Below are 25,022 nucleotides of genomic sequence, written 5' to 3'. Positions count from 1 at the left end.
AATGTGTTTTTGAAAAAAGATAAAAGGCCCAATGGAAGGATTTATCTATCTATAGTGCAAGGCTACAGAGAACCAGGTACGGGGAAGGTTAAACAAAAAGCTGTTAAGAGTTTAGGTTATTTGGATGAGCTTAAAAAAGAGTTTGAAGATCCTATTGCTCATTTTAAAGAGGTTGCCAAACAAATGACTAAAGAGGCTAAAGAAGCTGTAAGGCCTTTAACTTTTAATTTTTTAGCCGATGAGACTATTGATACTTCTTTTACCCTAAGAAAGAATTTGGGTTTTTCTGTGTTGAGTTTTTTCTATCATCAGCTAAAGATTGATGGATTTCTTATTAATCGGCAGCGGAATTTAGATATTGATTATTCTCTTAATAACATTTTCCAAATGCTTGTGTATTTAAGGGTTTTGTATCCGTGTTCTAAGAAACAGTCTTTTGAGAAGATGGATGATTTCTTTTTAAATTTTGACTTTGAATTGGCTGATGTGTATCGCGCTTTAGATTATTTTAACTTCTACAAAGATGATTTATTATTACATATTCATGAGATGGTTCGTATGGTATATGGAAGGGATATGAGTAATGTCTATTATGATGTGACCAATTATTACTTTGAGATTAATGAATCTGATAGTTTACGTAAGAAGGGCGTTTCTAAAGAACATCGACCTAATCCTATTGTTCAAATGGGGTTATTGATGGATAATTCCGGTTTACCTATTACCTATCGGTTGTTTGAAGGTAATACTAATGATTGCGAGACTTTAATGCCTGTTCTTGATGATTTGAAAGATGATTTTGGTTTAAAACGTATTATTGTTGTTGCTGATAAAGGTATGAATACTGGAGAAAATATTGCTTACAATATTTTACATAAGAATGGTTATATTTATTCTCAGACGGTTCGTGGTGCTAATGCTGATTTAAAAAACTTTGTTTTATCTGATGAAGGATATGTACAGTTTGGGGATGGTTTCAAGATTAAGTCCCGTATAGTCCCAACATATATTTGGGTGACAAATGTATCGGGTAAGAGGGTTAAAGTTCCTATTGAACAAAAACAGGTGGTTTTTTATAGCCCTGATTATGCTAAAAAAGCACGATATGAGAGAGCAAAAGCTGTTGAAAAAGCTAAGAAACTTATTCGAAGCAGCAGATTGCCTGCTAAGGGTTCATTTAAGTACATTATGTCTACTCCTTGTGATAGGGAAACCGGAGAGTTGTATGAATGTGTAGATTTTTATTCTATTGATGAAAAGAAAATTGAAGAAGAGAAAAAGTTTGATGGTTTCTATGCTATTGTTACAAGTGAACTAGATATGCCTGACCGTGAGATTATTGATATTTATAGAGGTCTATGGAGGATTGAGGAATCTTTTAAAATTACAAAGAGTGAACTAAAAACCAGACCTGTATATGTATCCACTAAGGAACATATTGAAGCTCATTTTTTAATATGTTTTGTTTCTTTGCTTTTACTTAGATTGCTTGAGATCAAGACGGAGTATAAGTATTCTACTAAAACCTTAATTAACGAGATGAAAAATATCACTGGGACTTATGTGGATGAGAACTATTATATGTTTGATTATTTTAATGAAATTGTTGAAGATTTAGGGAAGGTAGCAGGTATTGATTTTTCAAAGAGATTTATGACATTAGGAGAAATTAAAAAAATTATAGCTCAAACAAAAAAATGAGTTATTTCACTACAACTTTATGATTAAAATAAAAAGCCTGGACGCCTTATTATTTATAAGGTTCAGGCTTTTTTACTTGGTTTTTGCTGTAAAAGTCAAGATATCACTTTTCCTCAGTCAAATTCAGACATTGAATCGTTAGTGTCAAGTAAAAGTTGGCATTTTTCCTCTCAAATTTTTATCCTGCATAATAATGTGGCTTTTTTATTGTTTTAATAGAGAAAAAATCGTTGTTTTTTAATAAAATCATGCACCTCTAATCAATGATTTTTAAAGTGGGTCTACTATCCCAGTACGAGCTAAAGTTTGATTGAAAATAATCTAAAGTATCTACATTTAAGCTCTATTTTGTAAAACTTGCATTTATTCCACGGTCCTATTGACATGGAGCCCCTACACACCCTCTGGACACTATTGTATCGGGCGAAAATACCCTGTAATTAGCTTATTTCGCTATTTTAAATTGTATCAGAGGGTGTTTACCCATATCAATAGGCTTTCGCGGCATAAAGAGCTTTTTAGTGCAAAGCAAATGATTTTAAAATATGCTTTGACCACCATATGTTATTAAATCCTGAATTGCTTTTCGGCCATTGGTAACTGAACATCCGGAAAAGGGCATACCTCCCCTGCGGACAGGATATATATTTGTTTTTATCTCGTTTGTTTTCGGCTTAGGTTTCTTAATTTCTTTAACTTTTTGTGTAAGTCTTTCTGAAAGCTCTCCTGATAGTAGTGAGTTAATTTTATCATGTAGTTTTCCACTGGCTTTTAAAGCTAGTATTTTGGCTAAATTGTTGGCACCGGCTTTGCTCCAACTCATTTTCCGGTTTTTCATCCTGAGATAGAGTATGTCACATATGTTATGTTCCATAGTACCAAGGTTTCTATAGCTAATTCCTTCGGGAGGAGCTGGTAGTTTAATGTTTTTTCTTTGTTTATAGGGTATTAGACCATCGCGGTTGTTTGTTAGATATTGTTGTAGGGTTTCAAGTTTTTTTACTTCTTTGGCTTCTCCACCACATTTATATTTTAGTTGTTCTATATGGTTTAGGGCTTGGTCTATTTTTAATTTCTTTATCATTCTTGATACTTTTTTGGCTTCTTTTTTATCATAGATGTATTTGTGTATGGCTTGAAATATGTGAAATCTATCTAGCTGGAAATGTTTTAGGGCAAGGGAAGCGCTTTCTTTTATCCAGGAAGCTCCATCTCCGTTTAATATTCTTAATTGTATTTTTTCTATGTTATATTCTTCGCTTACTGTAGCTTCACTTAAATCGGCAAATTCTTTTGAGTTGTGAAACCCTGCTACTACGTTTTTGTTTATTACTACGTATTCGTCACACTTGCCAAAATAGCGCTTTTCCCAACCTTCGTAAGTTACTGCAAGTTTTATTTCTTTTTTCCTGCCACTGCCGCCTTTTCGGTCTTTGCCTTGCATGTTTATGTAAAGACCATCGGATTCTTCAAATAATACTTTTACTTCTCTTTTGCCTTTTAGTTCGCCTTTTTCATATGCTTTTATTTTTTGTTTTTCTTGTTCTTGTATTTTTTCTCCCATCTTTTGAACTACGTCCCATGCTGCTTGATGGCTTATGTCTTGGCCGGTTAGTTCTGTAATGTTTTGGGCAGTTTTTCTGTATGACATGTTTGTTGCGTTTTCTATTATTTTTTCTACTAGGTTTGCTGACATTTGGCCTATGGTTTTGTCCATTTTAAGATACTCATCTAGCAGGCTTATGTAATGCTTGTTTCCATCTTCGTCATAGTATCTATATATCCTTCTGCTGTATTCAATGGTTCCCATTACTGTTTTGATTGATGTCTTTTTTATACATATGTTGCGAAATTTGGCTTTGTCTCGACTTTCCATTATCATTACATCTAGTTTTTCTAAGATTGATTTTATCTTTTCTCTTCCATATTTTAATACCCTTTGGTATATTTCTTTCTCTAGGGTCTTGAAGTCTATGTCATTTAAGGGTAAACTTATATTGAACATGCATTTCACTCCTGTATTTTTTTGTGTGTTAACATTATTATACAGGATTTGCATGTTCTGGGCTACTCTGCTTTGCAGGGTGGCCCTTTTTTGTGCCTACTTTGCATACTATAATTTTACTCTAACCATTGAATCTAAAATTAATTATATCTCCATCTTGGATGATATACTCTTTTCCTTCAAGGCGAAGCTTGCCTAGCTCCCTTGCTTTTACCATATTGCCGCATTCTTTAAAATCCTTAAAGTTTATTACCTCCGCCCTTATAAATCCTCTTTCGATATCCGAGTGTATCTTACCCGCAGCAGCTTTTGCATTTGTACCTCTCGTAATCGTCCATGCCTTTACTTCGTCTTCTCCGGCAGTTAAGAAGGATATTAAATTAAGTTTCTCGTAAATAGCCCTTGCAAGTAAATCTATACCTGATTCTTTAATATTCAGTTCTTTCATAAATACTGCCCTGTCCTGCTCGTCCAGTTCGCTGATTTCTGCTTCCGCTTTGGCACTTACTTCAAAAGCGGGAAGATTTTTTTCCTTGCAATAGTTTAAAATTTTTTCCCTGCTCTCATAACCTTCAGCCAATTGCTGCTCATCAACATTAATAACTATAATTACAGGTTTAACGGTCAAAAAGTCAAGATGTTCAATTATCCGTTGTTCTTCCTCGGATAGCTCAATATCAGAAAGTCCGATTTCATTTTCTAAGGACTCTCTAAGCTTTTGCAAAACTTCTCTTTCCGCTGTAAGTTCTTTAGTAATTTTTTTACCGGCATCTATTCTTTCAATTCTTGTTTCTACAAGCTGAAGATCCGCCAAGAGCAATTCCATCCCGATATTTTCAATATCTCTGATTACATCTATTGACCCTTCGGGGTGCAGTATGCTTTCATCTGAAAATGCCCTGACTATATGGACAAGACAATCAACTTTTCTTATATTATCAAGAAACTGGTTGCCGGAACCTTTCCCTTCACTGGCTCCGCTTACTAAACCCGGTATATCAATAACTTCGATCTGAGCATATGTAACCTTTTTCGGTTTATAGACCTCTGCCAAGAAATCAACTCTTTCATCAGGCACCCTTGCAAGACTGAAATTAGCGTTGATTTTTCCGCTTTGAAATGCACTTGTTTCTACTTTTGCGTTTGTCAATAAATTAAAAAAAGTAGTTTTACCTACAGTAGGTAATCCAACTAATCCAACCTTCAATTTAACAAATCACCTCTTAACTTTTAAATCCAATGCTGTGGTTTTACAAATCCTTAATATATATTTTATCCTTAAAACAATTATAAAGCAACATATAACGCTGAAGTTAAAGTTGCTATTTATAACTTGCTATCGTTAACTTTACAACTTTTTTACTTAAAAATAAAACGTAGAAACGGTATATCCCGCTCTACGTCCTAATTTCGCTTTGGTGGAGAATAGGGGGATCGAACCCCTGACCTCTTGAATGCCATTCAAGCGCTCTCCCAGCTGAGCTAATTCCCCTCCTGGTTTATGACAAAACTGTTAATCCACAAGCATTTATTAGTATAATAGGTTTTAAAAAAAAATGTCAAGGTATCTTTTGGTGGGCGCGGCAGGTTTCGAACCTGCGACCTCTTGAATGTGAATCAAGCGCTCTCCCCCTGAGCTACGCGCCCTTACTTTGGTGGAGATAAGGGGGATCGAACCCCTGACCTTCTGATTGCGAACCAGACGCTCTCCCAGCTGAGCTATATCCCCATAAATACAGCATCATATTAAACAACTGATTGAAATGCAATGTGAAGTAATTATAATATAAAATTCATCAAAATTCAAGGCCGGCTGTTTTTATTTTAATTGACCGGGAGTTTGACAGTTGCGCATGAATAAAAACCTTACAAAGGCCGATATCACAACATTTTTGTTGTCAAATTTTTAATATATTTTGTTGTATGGTGTTGTATATTAATCTTATCCATGATATAGTAAGCTTAGCAGAGGATGGTGAATATATGAAACTATATTATGATAAGAAGTCTAAGGATCCTACATATTTTATCCAGATGGGGTTTCGCAACGGTAAAAAGACAACAACTAAAAATGTAAAGAGAATCGGCAAACATTCCGAGCTTCTTAAAATATCTTCTGATCCCCTTGCTTATGCTAAGGAACAGGTGCGTAAGTATAATGAGGAATACAAAAAAGGTAAAGCTGATATGGACATAAAACTTGATTTTAGTGAGAAGCTGACGGCTGCTAATTACATTGCATCAAAGTCAACTCTCGTAAATATCGGCTACTTTATTCTACAGAAAATCTATCATGATCTTAAGATCGCTGATTTTTTTAAACAGATTCAGACAGATAGTAAGGTTACATTTAGCTGTAATGACATAAACAGATTTTTTACCTTTGCAAGGATACTTGACCCTAAATCCAAATGGGGGACATTTGATAAGCTGGATACATATTTTGAGCAGCCCTCATTTGAGTATCAGCATATACTGCGTTTTATGGATATATTGGAAGATAATTATGATAGGTATTTAGAGCATCTTTATTTAAACAGTGAAAATATCGCTGTAAGGAATACATCGGTATGCTATTTTGACTGTACAAACTATTACTTTGAAACCGAAGAAGAGGACGAGGACTTTGTAGATGAGGTAACAGGGGAGATAATTAAAGGGTTTCGCAAGTATGGCCCTTCAAAGCAGCACCAGCCCAGCCCTCTTGTGCAAATGGGGCTTTTCATGGACGGTAACGGCATCCCTATATCAATGTGCATCAATCCCGGCTCTGACAATGAGCAAAAATCCGCCATCCCTTTAGAAAAGAAAATCACAAAGATGTTTAAGGGAAAGCCGTTCATCTACTGTGCAGATGCAGGCCTTGGCTCTCTTGATATAAGGCATTACAATTCATTCGGGAGAAGGGCTTTCATTGTAACGCAATCAGTAAAGAAACTGTCCAAACCTCTAAAGGATGCAATGTTTAACGATTTCGGCTACAGGCTTCTTTCAGATGACTCTCCTGTTACGATTTTCCATATGAAGGAGTTTGACAGATTTAATAAAGAAAACCTTTCTTTGTACAACGATGTCGCCTATAAGGTAATAGATGCGTCAAAGGCGGTAGATGTCGGCCTGTATGAGGAAAAGACGTTTAAGAATGGCACTAGCAAGAATGTAAAGTCCAAGGCTGCTTTAAAGCAGCGCATCATCGTCACATTTTCAAGGAAAATGATGGAATACCAGCGAAGTATAAGGAATAGGCAGATTGAAAGAGCAAAGGACATCATAAAGCATAATGCCGTAGAGGATGTAAAAAAAGGGCCGCATGATGTGACCCGTTTCATAAGGAAGATATCCGTCGGAAAAAGTGGGGAAAAAGCCTCTGATTGTTATGAACTCGATAAAGCCGCAATTGAAAGAGAGGAAAAATATGACGGCTACTATGCAGTTGCGACAAATCTGGAAGATAGCGCAAAATCAATACTTGAGATAAATTCAAGGCGCTATAAGATTGAAGACTGTTTTCGGGTACTAAAGACCAACTTTCGCGCAAGGCCAATCTACCACAGAAACAAGGAAAGGATAATAGCGCACTTTATGATTTGCTACACCGCACTCCTGATTTACAGGTTATTGGAGTATAAACTGGATCAATACGGCAAACACTTTACAACGGAAAATATTCTAGAGACGTTAAAGAACATGAATGTTGCAAACATGAATGATATGTGCTATATGGCAACATACACGGCAAGTAAGGTGTGTACCGCTTTAAACGGCATATATGTCTTGGGGCTTGATAAGAAATACTACAAGCCGAAGGAGTTAAATAAAATCATTAAAAAAATCTCTAAGTAAAATTCCCATACAACATTTTAAAAAACCTAAGAATTAATGGAATTCACTATTATAGCGGATTCCATTAATTATGCATTTTTGCAAGTGTCGAAAACGGGATTATAATATAAAATTCATCAAAATTCAAGGCCGGCTGTTTTTATTTTAATTGACCTATTCTATTTATCGGCCATATTCGGTAGGTTGCTTTCCCTATCACTTGATTTTGTGAAACATACTTATTCTCCCAAAACCTACTGTCTTTAGAATTATTTCTATTATCACCCATCATAAAGTAGTGGCCTTCAGGAACTTTATATGGCCCGGAATCACTATACATAGGTTCTTTTATATATGCTTCCTGGACTGGCTCATTATTTCTATAAAGCGTTCCATCCTTGATTTCTATTATATCCCCGCCCTTACCAATAAGACGCTTTACAAAAGTCTGATGCGGATCATCAGGATATTTAAAAACTACTATATCATTATAATCCGGAACCTGAAATCGATATATAAACTTATTAACAAGAATCCTATCATTTATTTCAATCGTAGGAATCATAGAACCTGTAGGCACTATCATAGGTTCAAAAATTAAACCCCGTATAATAAGAGCAAGCACTAGTGCAAATACAATCGCTTTAATCCATTCTATTACCTCTGATTTTATGTCTTTTTGCATATACACTTCACCGAACCCCAAATTTATATCGCTATTAATATTTCTCAATTGAAGCTGTAAAACCTAAAACCACCTATTTATTATAACACAAAATAATTTTTTACAAAGCCTTTATGAAAAAATTGTTAGCATCAAATATCCTGCAAGTGTTAATACATATCTTTAAAACTTATGGATAATATCATACATAGTTTAATTGCTGCAGCCGAATTAGTAGAACTAAGGTTTTTTTCCAAACCTTACTACATACCGCATTTTTCCGTCTCGAACAAATTTATCCACCCATGTGTCGGTTTCTTTTACATCGGTAAGATAAACCTTATTCTGCTCCAAATCCTTTTCTAACGTAAATTTCATCATCAATCCTTCTTCAGTATGCGGAAATCTTTGTGCAGAAATGAAATTACCCATCGAATATATTACATATTTTTTGATTATCCGGCCATCAGTCTCTTGGACTTCCATCCATTCACCCGGTTGAATTACATGGGGATGGCTGGCTACTATAATATCGGCACCGTTTTTGAGCACAAGATGTGCTAAATTTCTCTGTGCTTTAGAAGGCGATTGCTGATACTCTTCGCCAAAATGAAGATATACTACCACAGCATCGGCTTTTTCTCGAGCCCTTCTTATATCCCCCAGTATCAGTTCTTCATCAATAAGATTCACCAGATACTTTTTATCGGTGGGAACAGGTATGCCATTAGTGCCATAGGTATAGGATAGGAAAGCAATGTTTATATTATTTACTTCTTTCACCAGAATTTTCTCTCTGTCCTCTTCAGATTCATAAGTTCCGACAGGCGTTAGACCCCGCTCTTTTAGAACCTCTATAGTTCGAAGAGCTCCTTTAGCACCCCGATCAAGACTATGGTTATTCGAAGTAACGATTATGTCAAAGCCGGCGTCTTTTAGAGCATCAGCCAACTCGTCAGGGCTATTAAACATGGGATAGCCTGTATATTTTTGTTCTTTACCTGCCAATGTCGTTTCAAGGTCAGCCATAGCTATATCGGCTGAAGTTATTTCATCTTTTACTACATGGAAGAACTCCGAGTAATCAAAACTATCATTTTTTTCATTGTAACCTGCCCAAATCTGACCATCGTGCATCATTACATCCCCCACAGCAAGTAGAGTCACAGTTGGATTTGGCAAGTCTTCTTTTTCTTCCGGGAGCTGTTCTTCGATAAAGTTTTGCGTCATATCGCCAATTATTTCTGTTTCCGGCATATTTATACCCAAAAGTTCACAGATGCTTAAGCCTTTGTAACCAGCGTAGATATATGCAACGGCACTAATGGTAATAATAATTGAAATAATCAAGGCAACCTGAGAGCTGTAAAATGCTTTTTTCTTTCTTTTCATTAAAGCAACCTCTTTCCTCATACTGCTTTAGGCATACAACAATTTTTTTTGAATCTTATACCCTCTATTAATTTAAATGCACGTCCTATATTGCTATAATATTATATTATTTTAAAAAAATAAACAAATAAAACAGAGTAACTACAGCTTTAGAGATTTCTATAAATAAGCTCTGTTTTGTATAAAGTGTAGAATTTCCATAAAAATTTTTTGCTATTTTTTCAATTTCATAAAACAGTCAACTATATTATCATTTAAGTATAGAAAACATATCGGAAAGAGGGAAAAGGACTTATGGCCAAGGTAATATTTAAAAATATAAATAAGGTTTATCCTGGCGGCATCAAAGCCGTTATAGATTTCAATCTTGAAATTGAAGACAAGGAATTTGTAGTGCTTGTAGGCCCTTCCGGCTGTGGAAAATCTACCACTCTTAGAATGGTAGCAGGGCTTGAGGAAATCTCCTCAGGAGAATTATATATTGGCGATAAACTCGTAAATGATGTTTCTCCAAAGGATCGTGACATAGCAATGGTTTTTCAAAACTATGCTCTTTATCCTCATATGAATGTTTATGACAACATGGCTTTCGGCCTAAAATTAAGAAAAATACCCAAATCTGAAATTGACCAACGGGTAAAGGAAGCTGCCTCCATACTTGGCATTGAAAACCTTCTCGATCGTAAACCTAAAGCATTATCCGGAGGGCAACGGCAGAGAGTGGCACTGGGACGAGCAATCGTGCGGGAACCTAAAGTTTTTTTGATGGATGAACCATTATCCAACTTAGATGCAAAGCTTAGAGTTCAAATGAGAACTGAAATTGCAAAACTTCATGATAGACTTAAAACTACTTTCATTTACGTCACACACGACCAGACCGAAGCTATGACCATGGGCAGCCGTATTGTTGTAATGAAGGACGGATACATCAATCAAGTAGATACACCACAAAATATCTATGATTATCCGATTAACACATTTGTTGCAGGGTTCATTGGCAGCCCCCAAATGAACTTTATTGATGCACGGCTTTTAAAGGAAAACGGCAAAGTCTATGTAAGCTTAAATGACGTAAAACTACTCATCCCGGAAGGCGTTGTTAAAAAAATTGACCCTTCATATTTAGATAAAGAAATTATCTTGGGAATACGCCCTGAAGACATCCATGATGAAGCAGCATTTCTTGATTACTTTCCAGAATACTGCTTGAATGCAAAAGTAGATGTCATAGAGCTGCTTGGCTCAGAAACCTTTCTTTATCTTACTGTGCAAGGAAATTCTCTTACTGCACGAGTTGACCCGCGCAGCAATGCTCGCGTAGGCGATACCATTAAAATCGGTTTTGATATGAATAAGCTCCATCTCTTTGACAAGACTACAAAAAATCGAATATTAAGCTGATTTAAATCTTGTTTAGTTGTTAATTTGTCAAAACTAGTAAAAAGGCAATTACTCCTTGCAATAAGTTCATAGGGTAATTGTCTTTTTATATCTTTTATTTTTGTTTTAAATAGGATATCATATTTATGGTGATAAGTATGGAAGGTTTATTATTATCGATTTTATCTGAAATAAATTCAAATATAAAAACACCTTTTGTATTGCTTGATAAGCATGGTCAAAAGATTTTTGGTCAAGACTTAAAGGGCGATAATATAAGTGAAAAAAATATATTTCTAATAAATAAAATTTATACTTTACAAGCTTTACTGCCAAAAAATCAGTTGGAAGACTTATGCTTTTTTCTTGAAATTACGGTTAAAGCAAAATTCGATAGAGAACTGGCAGCTTTCATCAACGGAAAAAATTCCATATTAACTGATTTTCCTTTTCCTTGTGGTTTGGCTTTGATTCAAAGTGAGTTTCTTGCAGAAATAGAAGGGTTTATTAATACAATTTTCGAAGAAGGCATGACTGCTAGAATCGATGATATATTACTGTCATTTTTACCTATGAGCAATTTAGATGAATTAAAAGAAACTTCTACAGCATTATATCAAACTATAGCTGAAGAAGTTTCTCAAAAAGCCGTCATCAGTCTTGGAGGAATTGCACATTCTCAATCTGAGCTAATCAGAGCTTTCAATGATGCTAAAAAAGCTTTGATATTTGCTTCTCGAAAAAATTTCGGTGTTCTTCATTATCCGGAAATGGCTTTAGAGCTGCTTATTTCCTTACTGCCTTCAGAAATTCGCCATAACTATAAAAATGAAATGGAAATGAATTTTAAAGACTTAGATAGTGATACCATAAATACAATACGAGTTTTCCTCGACTGCAATCTTCACATAGCACAAGCAGCTCGACATCTCTATATTCATCGAAATACGCTCATTTATCGACTGGATAAAATTTATACCATTACAGGACTGGATTTGCGAAATTTTAATGATGCCATAAAAATGAAAATTCATCTCATTTTAAATGACTTTTTCTAGTGATTCCTTAAAATTGTGCAAACACACCATAGTTTTTAAAGTAGTTCATTTCTTCCCATTTCTTTCAGCTGTTCTACAACCTTCTTAACATCTTGAGCTTTTTCTTTTGGGCATACCAATAGGGCATCATTGGTTTCTACAACAATCATATTTTCCAAACCTACCGCTGCTACTAAGCGGCTGTTGGAATAAATTATAGAATTTCGTGTATCGATGGCTATAAAATCACCTCGTGTGATATTGCCATTTTCATCAAGAGGAAACACTTCTCCTAAGGAATCCCAAGATCCTACATCACTCCAGCCAAAGTCTCCCGGAATAACAACGACTTTATCAGATCTTTCCATTACACCATAATCAATAGAAATACTTTGTAAAGCAGGATATATTTCTTCAACTACAGTTTTCTCCTTAGGTGTATCTATAAACGGCTCAAGTTCTAATAAACCTCTGTAAAGCTTTGGCAAAAATCTTTCAAAATTCTCAAGAATAACTGATGCCTTCCATGCAAACATTCCACTATTCCAAAGATAGTTTCCGTTCTTTAAATATTCTTTTGCCTTGGCAAGATTAGGTTTTTCCACAAAATCTACAACTTCATATGCTATTTTACCCTCTGCAGGTATGGAGCGTTCCCTGTCGTATTTTATATAGCCATATCCCGTAGACGGAAAGGTGGGATTGATTCCTATAGTTACCAGCTTTTCAGTGTTCTCGGCTATACTGTAAGCAGCGTTTAAAACTCTTTGAAATTCATCAGCGTCTTTTATATAATGATCTGAAGGGAAAACGCCCATTACAGCATCGCCGCAGCGTTTTTTAATAACCATAGCCGCATAACCGATACACGCTGCAGTATTGCGCCCAACAGGTTCTGCCAAAACATTTGCTTCAGGTATATCTTCCTGAATAACTTTGCTTAGCATTTTCTTTTGGATTTTATTGGTAACTATTATTATTTTATCAGTCGGAACGATACTTTTAATTCTTTTTATTGTATCATTAATCATGGTGTCTTCGCCGGTTATATTCAAAAACTGTTTCGGCGTATTTGCCCTGCTTAATGGCCAAAATCTAGTTCCTCCCCCACCGGCCATAATTACTCCATACATATACGTTTCCTCCCGTATCTTATTATCAATATAAGGATATTGTATCCTTATTTGTAAAATATGTTACATCCTATAACTTTATTTATTACTTTTTAGATGCGTTTTAATCACATATATAATACTTGAACAATGCCTGAGTTCCGCTATTCTCTTCACCTTTTTGGGCCAATTCTTCATATAGGGAAAGGGCCAGTTCAAGTCCGGGAGTTTTGAGCCCCATCTCTTTAGCTGATTCAAGAGCGATTCTCATATCTTTAATAAAGTGTTTTATGTAAAAACCCGGTTCAAAATCTCCCGATAGCATTCTAGGTGCTAAATTGCTAAGGGACCAACTGCCTGCCGCTCCTGATTCTATGCTCTTTAGAACATTTTGGGGATTAAGACCTGCTTTTTTAGCATATGCCATAGCTTCACAAACACCTATCATATTAGAAGCAATCGCAATTTGATTGCACATCTTCGTGTACTGTCCGGCACCAGAGCCGCCCTGTAAAACAATGTTTTTGCCCATTGCCTCAAATATAGGCCTTACCGCTTCAAATGCTGCTGATTCGCCACCTACCATAATAGAAAGTTTTGCTTCTCGCGCTCCAACATCGCCGCCGGAAACAGGCGCATCTAATGCATGCAATCCCTTAGCTTTTGCTGCTTCATAAATTTTTTGAGCCAGTTTAGGGCTTGATGTAGTCATGTCAATGAGATAAGAACCTGCCTTAGCATTTTGTATAATTCCGCTTTCGCCAAAATATACCTCTTCTACATCTTTAGGATACCCCACCATTGTTATAATAACATTAGCTTCCCCTGCAATTTCCGCTACCGTATCCTTCCATATAGCACCCTGCTTAATCAGTTCTTCTGCCTTGGCCTTTGTCCGGTTGTAAACCATTACTTTATAGTCGGATTTTAATAGATTTGTCGCCATGCTCCTGCCCATAACACCAGTGCCTATGAAACCGATAATTATCCTTTCTTTACAAACTGACATTTAACTTCCTCCTTATATTTTATCAAAATCACTGAAATTAAAATGCTTTAATTGCTAACAATGTTGCTCTTACAAAAACAATGTAGTAATCATTGACTCAATTCCTGTAAGGCTTCAGCATAAGCATTCATGGTTTTTTCATCAAAGCAAACCATATACACTTTTTCAATGCTTTCATTATCCTTTAAAAAATTAAGTATCTCTCGAATAGCAATTTTAGCTGCACGATTTAAGGGGAATCTGTATGCTCCTGTGCTTATAGATGGAAATGCAATTGTTTTTATACCATTCTTAGCTGCAAGCTCAAGAGAATTTCTATAGCACGAGGCAAGAAGCTCATCCTCATTCGCATTGCCTCCTTGCCATACTGGCCCCACTGTATGTATTACATATTTCGCTGGCAGTTTATATCCCTTTGTGATTTTTGCCTCACCGGTTTTACAGCCATTTAATTTGCGGCATTCCTCCAAAAGCTCCGGTCCGGCAGCACGATGTATGGCGCCATCAACGCCGCCGCCACCGAGCAATGTATTATTTGCCGCATTTACAATGGCATCAACCTCAATCTTCGTGATATCACCTAAAACAACCTGAATTTTCTCCATTAACATCACCCCATTAAATTATATATTGGCAGATTTTTACTTATTTGCTTTAAAGGTTTTAGCTGGTTTTTAATTAAAGAAAATTTCGGTTAAAATATGTTTATAATTTATACATGCCTTTTTACTTACTAAAAATACCCATAACTACATTATATCAAATTTTCTAACAAAAATTAAATTAAAATATTTATGAAAAGTTCTTTCCCACTCTCCAAGCTGTGACAAGCAAAGTGACTTTTTTGTATATGCATGCATAGAGCGCTGCAGACTTAAAGAAGCTCATGCATTAACCTCATAGCCGATATATTCGTTCATTACCAATTATAATTAAAGAAGAGAGCATCCTTGCCAACTTTAAAACAGTTTAAGACGCTCTCTTCTTTATGAGTAATTTTATAAAAAACTAAAAACAGTTTGGAAATCGCTATAGCACTTAGTTTTTTGTGAAATAGTCCAAAGCTCATTGGCCTCGGCAAAGCCCTGTTTGAGGAACAGGAAATTCCTTTGTTTTTATTCGAACCGAAAGTAGGCTTTCAAGAAACTTTGCCAACCCATCATTGTTGTTGGTATCTGTCACATAATTTGCTTTGCTCTTTACTTCATCTGGGGCATTTCCCATCGCCACTCCTAAGCCTGCGTATTCAATCATTTCTATATCATTGATATTATCTCCAACAGCTATTATTTCTTCAGGCTTTATATTGAGTTTTTCAGATAAAACAGCAAGACCTTTTGCTTTTGACACACCGCCTTTTAAAATGTCAATACAATTATCTATGGCAGATGTTATTGAAATTCTATCACCATATTTTTTTATGATTTTATCAGTAAAATCTTTTAAATCTTCTCGTCTTTCATTCCCATAGACAACTATCTTTAACGGTGCATCATCCATAGCTGCAATAGTTTTTTCAATATTTCCCGTATTTTTAACCGGTATAAAGACAAAATCCCTTAATAGATTAAAATATCCTCTCAATGAATGTTTTAATGGAGCACGTAAAAAACTTTTGAAATAATTATTGCGATAATTGGACCCCAGGTATATCTTTCCTTCTCTTGTGAAAACTTGAATTTTAAAATCTTCATAACCGGCAGCCATTCTCATAACATCTGCTGCTATTTCCTTTGGAAGAAGATTATAGATCGTATGATTTGTATTTATGTCTTTTATAATTGCTCCATCACCACAAATAAGCGGGGCGCTTATCTGTATTTTTCGTGCTATTCTAATTGCACTAATATAATGTCTTCCGGTTGCTATAGTTACATTTATTCCTGCATCTTTTGCATTTTTAATTGCATGCATAGTTCGAGAAGTAATAATATGGTCACTGTTAATAAGAGTACCATCAATATCCAATGCAATCAATTTAAAATCGCCATTAAATAACCTGCAAGTATTTCCTTTACACATCATTAATTCATTCCTTTTCCTTAAACCCTATCATATAATTTATTATATCGTATTACCACATTTTTTCAATCAAAAACGAAGACCCGTTTTTTATTTTACACTTATTAGTAATTTATGTAAAAGACTAAAATGAACCTTAAATAATGCATTTTTATATTCAAGGTTCTTTATTTTTAGTATAGTTATAATCAAGTCAATAGGTCTTTAGTGCAGAGCATAACGGGAATCGCCGGAGCATTGTTTTCAGTTTTACCTAGTTTTTAGTTTTCGTTCATTAAGTTCCTTATCATCCAGCAATTTTGCCCGGAATATTGCGTCATCACCAAACCGGTCTTTAATTTCATCCATAACTCTGTTTAATTTCCGCTTCTTATCTTCATTATCAAACAAAGATACTTGATCGAATTCCTTGACCAGATTAGAAAGGCTCACCCCTAAAAGCCTTAGGGGGGTTTTCCCATCCCAATTACTGTAAAGGAGTTTTCTGGAAGCATTATAAATATCCTCGGTGCTGTTTGTATAAAAAATAGTAACTGAGCGTGTAATAGTATCAAAGGAAGCATATCTTAATGTAACGGTAACGGTACGGCCCATATAGTTTTCCCTACGGACCCTTCGCCCCACCTGCTCTGACAAGAACAGCAGCACTATCTCCGCATCATCAAAGGATGTTATATCTTTGGGCAGGGTAATAGAATGGCCCATAGACTTGGCGTCATCCATAGAATGTGGGTTTACAGCACTATCATCAATACCATTTGCCCAAAGGTGTAAATAACTGCCGTTTAAACCGAAGGCCTTCTCTAAAAACTCCTGTGGAGCTTCTGCCAAATCTCCTATTGTTTTTATATTCATTCGTTTAAGTTTTTCTGCCATACGCCTTCCTACTCCGAATAATTCATTTACAGGTAGGGGCCAAAGCAGTTTTGGTACATCTTCCGTAGTCAACACAGTAATAGCATTAGGTTTTTTCATATCTGAAGCCATTTTAGCCAAAAGTTTGTTACATGATACTCCTATGGAACATAATAAATCAAGCTCTTTGGCAATAGCAGCCTGTATTTTACGTGCAATAGCCACAGAATCGCCAAAGAGTCTTTCACATCCGGTAACATCAAGCCAAGCCTCATCAATGCTGAAAATCTCTATCTGAGGAGAAAATCTTCCCAGAATGCTCATCACTTTTTGGCTGGTTCTTAGGTATAAATCATAATCGGGTTTTATAAAAACAGCTTGCGGACATAGCTTTTCTGCCTGCCATTTAGGCATGGCCGTCTTTACTCCATATCGGCGAGCTTCATATGATGCCGTTAAAATAATACCATTTCTCTTTTTCGGGTCTCCCGCCACCATGACAGGCTTACCTTTAAGACTTGGATCCTTTGCCTGATGGCAGGAAGCATAAAAGGCATTCATGTCCACATGTAAAATAGGAAGCATTGACACCACCCTCTGCCAAACATATGTTCTGCTATTATTCTATCATCCCCTTACGTTAAAATCAATATGCTGTGTACCCGAGTCAGTGTCATACAAAAGTTGGAAATTTTTTTCGGATGTGGCAGACCGGCAAGGGGATATTTCGGTTTTCATAAAAAATTACTCAAAATTTAACAGCAAATTTATAAGGGCACTTGATGAGACTTGGTAAAAGTTTCATTTGGAGGCAAGAATAACACTTTATCTTAAGATAAAGGAAGAAGATAAGGGAAGGTTTAATTTGTTAAGCTTAACAAATTAAACCTTCCCTTATAGCTATTACCTAGTCATTCGCAATTATCTCAAGTCTTTTACTCGCTGGGCTTTTCCTTCAAAACGTTTCAAGGAATTGGGTGCTACCAATCTTACCTTGGCATTTAGCCCCAACACCGTATAAAGTCGATGAACAATACGTTTTTCTAAAGCCTCCAGTTCTTTAAAGCGGTCGGTAAAAATTTCTTCAGTGACTTCCACTTGAACTTCTAGTTCATCCATATATCCGTTTTTAGTTACAACCAGCATATAATTAGGGGTAAGACCTTCGGATTGTACCAAAACGCTTTCTATTTGAGATGGAAATACATTCACACCTCGGATTATAAGCATATCATCGGTTCGCCCCGATATCTTCTTCATGCGCATACTCGTCCTGCCGCAGCGGCATGGTTCCGGATTTAATGAAGATATATCTCTTGTTCTATATCGGATTATAGGGAGAGCTTCCTTTGTCAATGTTGTAATGACTACCTCCCCTTCTTCTCCATAATCCTTAGGCTCTTCAGTTACGGGATCAATGATTTCAACAATGAAATGATCTTCTGCTATATGCATACCGTCTTGAAATTGACATTCGCCGGAAACCCCCGGTCCCATCACTTCGCTAAGCCCATAATTATCGGTAACCAGAATTCCCCATCGTTTCTCTAGTTCTTGCCGCATTTCCTCAGTACAGGCTTCAGAACCAAAGAGGCCATATTTTAATGGAAGTTTTTTTGGATAAATGCCCATTTTTTCCGCCACCTCTGCCATATATAAGGCATATGACGGAGTTGAAATCAATGCTGTAGCTTCAAAGTCCTGCATAAGCATAATTTGTCGTTCAGTATTTCCTACCGACACAGGTATTACAGCCGCTCCTACTTTCTCAAGCCCATAATGAAGGCCAAAGGCTCCTGTGAAAAGCCCGTAGCCAAAAGCAACCTGAGCCATATCCTTATTAGTTACACCTGCCTGAGTTACCACTCTGGCAACGAGTTCAGACCAGGTTTCAAGGTCATTACGAGTATAACCCACTACCGTAGGTTTTCCTGTGGTGCCTGAAGAAGCATGCACTCGTAATAATTCATCCTTGGGAACAGCAAAAAGTCCAAAAGGATAATTATCTCTCAAGACATCCTTTGTTGTAAAGGGAAGTTTTCTAATATCATCCAGTTTACGAATATCCTGAGGGTGAACCCCCATTGAATCTAGAGTTTTTCTATAATAAGGCACATTATCGTAAACCCTTTTTACTGTTGCTTTTAGCCGTTCTAACTGGATTTCTTCAATGTCCTTTCGTGGTGCACACTCCCACTTTTTATTCCAAATTATTGGCACTTGGCCCCTCCTCCTTTTTTATGCAGCTATAATTTATATGAATCATTTAAGATAAATATATTTACACGACTAACAGCAGGAGGAAGATTATTAAAAGTCTAATTTTAATCACTGTCCATCCTACCGTGCTACATTTTTTATTTATTAAATCACATCTGAAATCCTGTATTCTGCCATGATACAATTTCTTTAATCTTTTTTAAAATTTACACATAATAAATATAAAATAGCAAACTCTACCTTTATTGTCAATACTTCAAATTTTTATGGTTATGTCAAGTTATGTTATATGACCTAAGGTGATTTTAGACTATCAACTTTTTTCATGCTGCCAATTGCAACTTTTGTTCAGTTATATCTATTTAAGCCAAACTAATTTTCCGTCTTCTTATCATCTACGATTTTTATAATTAGATTTCTATTCCTAGGACCATCAAATTCGCAGAAAAAGATTCCCTGCCATCTACCTAAAACTAATCTTCCATCTTCGATAATAAGCATCGCTGTATCTCCAATCAATGAAGCTTTTATGTGGGCATCGGAATTTCCTTCAACATGCCTGTAACTGTCTTTGTATGGAATTAGTTTGCTTAAAGTTTCCAATATATCATTGGCAACATCTGTGTCAGCACTCTCGTTAATGGTAACTGCAGCAGTTGTGTGTGGTACAAAAATATAACAAATTCCATTTTTGACACCTGACTCGCTGACACTCTTTTGTACAATCGAAGTTATATCCAACATCTGATTTCGCCGGTCGGTCTTAATTGCGATTTTTCTCATACACATTACCTCCAAGATTTCAATCTATGCTATAGAAAGTATGTAATTATATTTCGTTACACAAAACAAAAAATCCTTTACCATTATTATAAATTGAAGGATAATCTATTTTAAAGTAGAATACGATAAGATAGGCACAACATATAATCTAAGGGGGACAAAAATCTTGATTAAAATAAATAAAGAAAGACTTGTAATGCAGTCTGTGCAGGGCAAAATTCACAGCCCTACGGTAAACAGTCCTTATAGAGTTGACAGAAATGGTCAAGGCAGAATCCTTCCGGCTACAGGTGGAATAACTTACAATGTAAAGCTCGGAGATTCTTGCATGAATTTGGTGGGAGATCATATCGAGCCCGGTGTAAGCATAAAAAATGAAAATACCCAGGAAAACAATGCTCTAATGATGCTTTCATGTATAGGCAATGAAGCTGTGGTTATAAGCGGAAACGCTAAGGATGCTAGAGGTATTGTTACAGGCATGCACAGCGGAATTGATCATGTTTTGATATATTTTAATGATGAAGATATGAATAAAATGGCCATAGGAGATACCATTCTTGTTAAGGCATTTGGACAGGGTTTAAAAATCGAAGGTTTCGAAGATGTTACATGCATGAATTTGGACCCGAACCTGTTTGAAAAAATAGATTTAAAGATAGACCAAAATGGAACTTTGGAAGTGCCTATTGTAGCAGAAATACCTGCATATCTTATGGGGTCGGGTATTGGCAGCTCTACGGCATTTATGGGCGATTATGATATAATGACGGGTGATAAAGAAGCAAACAAGACATTCGGTATAGATAAATTAAAATTTGGCGATTTAGTTCTCTTAAGAGACTGTGATAATACCAATGGAAGACAGTATTTAAAGGGTGCGGTATCCATAGGAGTTGTTATTCACAGCGATTGCGTGCTGTCCGGACATGGCCCCGGAGTAACTGTAATCATGAGCTCTAAAACGACTAAAATTAAAGGTATTTTTAATGATAAAGCAAATATTGGACATTACCTAGGGATTGACTGAATAATTGGGGACGGAACCGTCCCCAATTATTCACGCTATTTTCTTCATGCCTCTGGTATTTTCTGCCGCTTGCTTGACCTCTTCGAGGCTCTTCCCAAAACTTGCCTCCATAGCCGCTGAAATAGCTCCTTCAAAGAAGGGTGAATCTGCTAGTTGTGTCTTGGATTTTATAGGCTCTTCTAAACTTTCAATAGCCATTTCTGCACTCATTACCGCACTGCCCAGATCCGGAATAATCAATACACCGTCACCGTCAAAGACCTCCATAACTTTTTCTTCAATTAGAAAGACATCGGTGCCCAGTCTGTTATCTGATGTGCCGGCAGCTACTTCAATTTTTATTTTGCCTCTTATCACTTGCTCTATTATTTCCTTAGCTCCATCTGCCATTTTTTTACTATGTGATACTAACACGATACCAACCAATGCATCACCCCATTTCACTTTGACAATATTTATCAATTATTTTTATCGTGTATTGCCTTGTATACTGCCGCTAACATAATATAGCAGGAAGTAGCACCCGGGTCCTGATGACCAATACTTCTTTCCCCTAGGTAACTAGCTCTTCCTTTTTTTGCAATTATGCCTTTAGTGTATTCTACCCCATCTTTTGCTGCTTTTACTGCCTCTTCCATGAGTTTTATATCTACAGGTGATGATTTTTTCAATACTTCTACCGCAGGTTCTAAAGCATCTATTATGGTTTTCTCGCCCTTTTCGGCTTTCCCACGCATCTTAATGCCTTCAAGAGCAGCATCCAAAATTATTGGCAAATCATTAAAATCAAGTTCTTTTTTGGCTCCAACCGCTTGACCTGCCCTCATAAATGCTGTACCGTACAAGGGGCCGGAAGCGCCACCGACGGTCGATACTAGCGTCATTCCTACGGTTTTCAAGATACTGCCACAGTCCTTATCACCCATTGTGGATATTTTTTCATTGACAGCTTTAAAACCTTTTGACATATTTATACCGTGATCAGCATCACCAATAGCTGAATCAAGTTCCGTCAAAAAATCCTTATTTTCCTGAATATCATGTGCTATCAGATTTATAATTTCGATTAATTCTGCACTATTTACTGCCAAGTCTCCCGTCTCCTTTCAAAAGATGCATCATAATTGTCTTAAAGCAGGAGTATCGGCCTGGGCATCCAATAATTGTTTTAATTCATCATCCAATTTTAATAAGGTGATTGATGCTCCGGCCATTTCAATTGAGGTCATAAATTCTCCTACAAAGGTTTTGTATACTGAAATTCCTTTTTCTTTCAATATTTGACTCACTCTACGATTCATTATGAACTGTTCCATAAGGGGTGTGGCACCAAGGCCATTTATCATTACCGCTACTTCATCCCCTGATTTATACGGTATATCATTTATTATTTTATCCATCAGATGATCCACTAACTCATCAGCTTTCATAATATGTGTACGCTTAGTTCCAGGTTCTCCGTGAATGCCCATTCCTATTTCCATTTCATCCTCTGCCAGAGTAAAAGTAGGTTTCCCTGCAGCAGGTACTATACAAGGTGTTAGTGCCATCCCCATGCTTCTAGTGTTTTTAATAACTTTTTCTGCCACCGCTTTTACGTCTTCCAGAGTTCCTCCGGCTTCAGCCTTTGCTCCTGCAATCTTGTGCACAAAAACTGTTCCGGCAATGCCGCGCCGACCTGTTGTGTAAAGGCTATCTTCAACGGCTACATCATCATTTACCAGCACACTTGCCACTTTGATTCCCTCAGCTTCAGCCATTTCTCCTGCCATCTCAAAATTCATAACATCACCGGTATAGTTTTTTATTATCAGTAACACACCGGCACCGCCATCAACGGCCTTTATTGCTTCAAAAACTTGGTCCGGGGTTGGAGATGTAAAGACCGCACCGGCAACTCCGGCATCAAGCATGCCCTTACCCACAAAACCCGCATGAGAAGGCTCGTGACCACTGCCTCCGCCTGATACCAGTGCAACTTTTCCCTTCACTGGAGCATTAGCTCTTACAATAACATCAAATCCATCGAGTTTTCGCACATACTGTGGGTAGGCCGCCACCATACCTTCCAACATCTCTTGTACGACATTTTCGGGATTATTAATAATCTTTTTCATAGAAACCCTCCTAAAAAAAATGATTTATACTATTATATAATAGCATAAATCATACCAACGTTAAAAGCCTTAATACATGCGCCTTTTATAATTTTCAAAAATAATAGTTGGTAATTTTTATCAACCTGCGTCTTTTACTACTTCTCGAATAATATCGTAATTATCATCGTAAGCAACAACAAAACCGTTAATCACCGAGCTGCCTTTCTTGTTATCTTTATAATTTATGAAAGCATTCTTTAGTTTCTCTATTGTTTCCGGCTCCAAACCGGGACGAACTGCTATACAGTCTTTCGGTATCGGATCGGTCTGAGCTAAATATACAAGCTTACTTACATCAAGGCCTCTATGTTTTGCATCATCTATCGCTTCGGAATAAGTAGCGCCTACTTTAATTGAGCCCGACAGTACCGCTTCTACTACATTACTATGTGTTCCAAGAAATAATTGTTCTTGTAAATCTCTGTCAGGATTTATCCCGGCCTTTTTCAAAAGCATCCTTGGATAAGCATAGCCGGAAGCTGATTTAGGGTCTACAAATGCTACCCGCTCCCCTTTTACGTCTTTTAAATCTTTTATGCCGGACTCTACAGTTGTAATAATAAATCCCAAATAGCTGGGTGCTCCATTTACAACAGGTGTTACTAATGGAATAATCGGAGCCTTATTTCTGGCATTTACATAGGCTAAAGGCGAAAACCATCCCACATCAACGATACCGTCGATTAAGCTGTTAGACAGTGCGTCATAGTCGGTAGCTACCAGAACTCTTGGGATAAGACCGATTTTATTACATATAGCATTAATTACAGGAAGGTATAAAGACTTTATAACTTCAGGACTTAGTGCGGGATTTATGCCAAAAATTATTTCATCTTTGCTTTTTAGATAAGTAGACTGTTTTTGCAGAGAGTACACTTTTTGCACTAGTTTCTCGGCTATCACCAAAAGCTCATCATTGCATTTTTCTTGATCCTTTATTAGAAAAGCTACTTTTGTGGTGGAATCTGCAGTTGATGCAGTCTTTTCTGAAAGCGTCATAAATATTTCCGTTAAGTATTCGGAAACCTTTGCTTGTTCTTCAGAAGAATCAAATAATTTACTGTTAAGCTCTGATATATCCTCAAATACAGCAACAGCTTCATTCATTACATCTTTTCCTATTTGCATCTTTGCATTTGTGTTTTGTAATCCGGTAACACCTTCTTTAGATATTTGGCATGCCTTAACTATACCTTCATTTATCATATCTGCAGTGTCATGTATCTCTTGAGCTTTTTCTCTACTCCGTTCTGCAAGCTTTCTAATTTCATTTGCCACAACGCTAAAGCCTCGACCGGCCTCACCGGCTCTGGCTGCTTCTATGGCCGCATTTAGGGCGAGCAGGTTCGTCTGCTGTGCTATATGCTTAGTAAAACTTACAAAATCCTTTACTTTTTCTGTAAGCCCCAACAAGGCTTCAATTTCAGCGGAAGATTTGTCTATTTGAGAAGTAACTTGTGCTAAGGCATACTCTACTTCACTTATAGCTGTACTTCCCTCTTCCACTTTTTTTGAGTAATCCCTTGATATTTGAGAAACCATTGCAGCCGTTTCTTTTAATTTTGATGCCAAAAGCGATAGACCTTTGAGCTCTTCAGACCCGCTGGCCGCATTGGCACTTATCTCCTGGGAATTACAAGATATATCGTCAATAAGCCTCACCAAATTTTTTACTGTATCAGCATTTTTTGCAACTATCCACTTTAATTCATGAGCATCATAACCTACCTGCTCACTCAGATGAAGTATTTCGCTTTGATTGGCTTGGCTGTTCGAGGTCATAACCGCATTATCAATATGAGATTTCAAGTTTACCATTTTTTGACCC

Annotated in this window: 20 protein-coding genes and 3 tRNA genes; 5 read left to right on the top strand and 18 right to left on the bottom strand. The window is 36.6% G+C overall.

Going from position 1 to position 25,022, the window contains the following annotated elements; all coding sequences use genetic code 11:
- Nucleotides 1–3: 3 nt before the first annotated feature.
- Complete coding sequence (locus TEPIRE1_RS02980) at nt 4–1,701, top strand: IS1634 family transposase (protein ID WP_041591416.1); 1,698 nt, start codon at nt 4–6, stop codon at nt 1,699–1,701.
- A gap of 538 nt (nt 1,702–2,239) precedes the next feature.
- Here the strand turns inward: TEPIRE1_RS02980 and TEPIRE1_RS14065 are convergent.
- The 5 genes from TEPIRE1_RS14065 to TEPIRE1_RS02955 form a co-directional block, all read right to left on the bottom strand.
- Complete coding sequence (locus TEPIRE1_RS14065) at nt 2,240–3,706, bottom strand: ISLre2 family transposase (RefSeq protein WP_013777705.1); 1,467 nt, start codon at nt 3,704–3,706, stop codon at nt 2,240–2,242.
- A 121-nt stretch (nt 3,707–3,827) separates the two neighbouring features.
- Nucleotides 3,828–4,913, bottom strand: a complete 1,086-nt coding sequence (ychF, locus tag TEPIRE1_RS02970; RefSeq protein WP_013777704.1) for a redox-regulated ATPase YchF — start codon at nt 4,911–4,913, stop codon at nt 3,828–3,830.
- Between the two features lie 209 nt (nt 4,914–5,122).
- Nucleotides 5,123–5,198 (bottom strand) — tRNA-Ala (locus tag TEPIRE1_RS02965).
- Nucleotides 5,199–5,278: 80 nt separating this feature from the next.
- Nucleotides 5,279–5,353 (bottom strand) — tRNA-Val (locus TEPIRE1_RS02960).
- 6 nt (nt 5,354–5,359) lie between these two features.
- A tRNA-Ala gene (locus TEPIRE1_RS02955) sits at nt 5,360–5,435 on the bottom strand.
- A 254-nt stretch (nt 5,436–5,689) separates the two neighbouring features.
- Here TEPIRE1_RS02955 and TEPIRE1_RS02950 point away from each other — a divergent pair.
- A complete protein-coding gene (locus TEPIRE1_RS02950) occupies nt 5,690–7,549 on the top strand; it encodes an IS1634 family transposase (RefSeq protein ID WP_231848315.1) in 1,860 nt (619 codons plus the stop codon).
- A 139-nt stretch (nt 7,550–7,688) separates the two neighbouring features.
- On the opposite strand, the gene lepB is transcribed toward TEPIRE1_RS02950, so the two are convergent.
- Together lepB and TEPIRE1_RS02940 are read right to left on the bottom strand one after the other, a co-directional pair.
- Nucleotides 7,689–8,213 carry a signal peptidase I gene (lepB, locus tag TEPIRE1_RS02945; protein WP_015294983.1) on the bottom strand — a complete coding sequence of 175 codons (525 nt, stop codon included), beginning with the start codon at nt 8,211–8,213 and terminating at the stop codon, nt 7,689–7,691.
- 219 nt (nt 8,214–8,432) lie between these two features.
- Nucleotides 8,433–9,584 carry a CapA family protein gene (locus TEPIRE1_RS02940; RefSeq protein WP_013777701.1) on the bottom strand — a complete coding sequence of 384 codons (1,152 nt, stop codon included), beginning with the start codon at nt 9,582–9,584 and terminating at the stop codon, nt 8,433–8,435.
- A 294-nt stretch (nt 9,585–9,878) separates the two neighbouring features.
- Here TEPIRE1_RS02940 and TEPIRE1_RS02935 point away from each other — a divergent pair, with 294 nt between their 5' ends.
- Entirely contained in the window at nt 9,879–10,988 is a 1,110-nt protein-coding gene (locus tag TEPIRE1_RS02935) for an ABC transporter ATP-binding protein (RefSeq protein ID WP_013777700.1), read from the top strand.
- Nucleotides 10,989–11,125: 137 nt separating this feature from the next.
- Nucleotides 11,126–12,025 carry a PucR family transcriptional regulator gene (locus TEPIRE1_RS02930; protein WP_015294982.1) on the top strand — a complete coding sequence of 300 codons (900 nt, stop codon included), beginning with the start codon at nt 11,126–11,128 and terminating at the stop codon, nt 12,023–12,025.
- A gap of 35 nt (nt 12,026–12,060) precedes the next feature.
- On the opposite strand, the gene TEPIRE1_RS02925 is transcribed toward TEPIRE1_RS02930, so the two are convergent.
- From TEPIRE1_RS02925 to TEPIRE1_RS02895, 7 genes are all read right to left on the bottom strand, one after another.
- Nucleotides 12,061–13,137 (bottom strand): mannose-1-phosphate guanylyltransferase, encoded by a 1,077-nt coding sequence (locus TEPIRE1_RS02925; RefSeq protein WP_013777698.1) that lies wholly within the window; start codon nt 13,135–13,137, stop codon nt 12,061–12,063.
- Between the two features lie 103 nt (nt 13,138–13,240).
- Nucleotides 13,241–14,125, bottom strand: a complete 885-nt coding sequence (locus TEPIRE1_RS02920) for an NAD(P)-dependent oxidoreductase (protein WP_013777697.1) — start codon at nt 14,123–14,125, stop codon at nt 13,241–13,243.
- Between the two features lie 89 nt (nt 14,126–14,214).
- The gene (locus TEPIRE1_RS02915; protein ID WP_013777696.1) at nt 14,215–14,730 is read right to left on the bottom strand and encodes an O-acetyl-ADP-ribose deacetylase; all 516 of its coding nucleotides are present in this window, start codon (nt 14,728–14,730) and stop codon (nt 14,215–14,217) included.
- 460 nt (nt 14,731–15,190) lie between these two features.
- Entirely contained in the window at nt 15,191–16,150 is a 960-nt protein-coding gene (locus TEPIRE1_RS02910) for a Cof-type HAD-IIB family hydrolase (protein ID WP_013777695.1), read from the bottom strand.
- A gap of 246 nt (nt 16,151–16,396) precedes the next feature.
- Nucleotides 16,397–17,587, bottom strand: a complete 1,191-nt coding sequence (locus tag TEPIRE1_RS02905) for a DNA polymerase IV (RefSeq protein ID WP_013777694.1) — start codon at nt 17,585–17,587, stop codon at nt 16,397–16,399.
- A 336-nt stretch (nt 17,588–17,923) separates the two neighbouring features.
- Nucleotides 17,924–19,216, bottom strand: coding sequence for a phenylacetate--CoA ligase family protein (locus TEPIRE1_RS02900; RefSeq protein ID WP_041591488.1), 1,293 nt, complete (start codon nt 19,214–19,216; stop codon nt 17,924–17,926).
- Between the two features lie 378 nt (nt 19,217–19,594).
- Nucleotides 19,595–20,005, bottom strand: coding sequence for a secondary thiamine-phosphate synthase enzyme YjbQ (locus TEPIRE1_RS02895; protein ID WP_013777692.1), 411 nt, complete (start codon nt 20,003–20,005; stop codon nt 19,595–19,597).
- A gap of 166 nt (nt 20,006–20,171) precedes the next feature.
- On the opposite strand from TEPIRE1_RS02895, the gene TEPIRE1_RS02890 reads away from it, so the two are divergent.
- A complete protein-coding gene (locus tag TEPIRE1_RS02890; protein ID WP_013777691.1) occupies nt 20,172–21,035 on the top strand; it encodes a DUF4438 domain-containing protein in 864 nt (287 codons plus the stop codon).
- A gap of 30 nt (nt 21,036–21,065) precedes the next feature.
- Here the strand turns inward: TEPIRE1_RS02890 and dhaM are convergent, their stop codons facing one another.
- From dhaM to phnD, 4 genes are all read right to left on the bottom strand, one after another.
- Nucleotides 21,066–21,461 carry a dihydroxyacetone kinase phosphoryl donor subunit DhaM gene (dhaM, locus tag TEPIRE1_RS02885; protein WP_015294980.1) on the bottom strand — a complete coding sequence of 132 codons (396 nt, stop codon included), beginning with the start codon at nt 21,459–21,461 and terminating at the stop codon, nt 21,066–21,068.
- A gap of 32 nt (nt 21,462–21,493) precedes the next feature.
- Complete coding sequence (dhaL, locus tag TEPIRE1_RS02880; RefSeq protein ID WP_013777689.1) at nt 21,494–22,126, bottom strand: dihydroxyacetone kinase subunit DhaL; 633 nt, start codon at nt 22,124–22,126, stop codon at nt 21,494–21,496.
- 27 nt (nt 22,127–22,153) lie between these two features.
- Complete coding sequence (gene dhaK, locus TEPIRE1_RS02875; protein ID WP_013777688.1) at nt 22,154–23,152, bottom strand: dihydroxyacetone kinase subunit DhaK; 999 nt, start codon at nt 23,150–23,152, stop codon at nt 22,154–22,156.
- A gap of 120 nt (nt 23,153–23,272) precedes the next feature.
- Nucleotides 23,273–25,012, bottom strand: coding sequence for a phosphate/phosphite/phosphonate ABC transporter substrate-binding protein (gene phnD, locus TEPIRE1_RS02870; RefSeq protein ID WP_013777687.1), 1,740 nt, complete (start codon nt 25,010–25,012; stop codon nt 23,273–23,275).
- Nucleotides 25,013–25,022: the final 10 nt, after the last annotated feature.

Origin of the sequence: Tepidanaerobacter acetatoxydans Re1, from assembly GCF_000328765.2 — a bacterium.
Lineage (GTDB): Bacteria > Bacillota > Thermosediminibacteria > Thermosediminibacterales > Tepidanaerobacteraceae > Tepidanaerobacter > Tepidanaerobacter acetatoxydans.
This window is presented reverse-complemented; position numbering and strand designations above follow the sequence as displayed.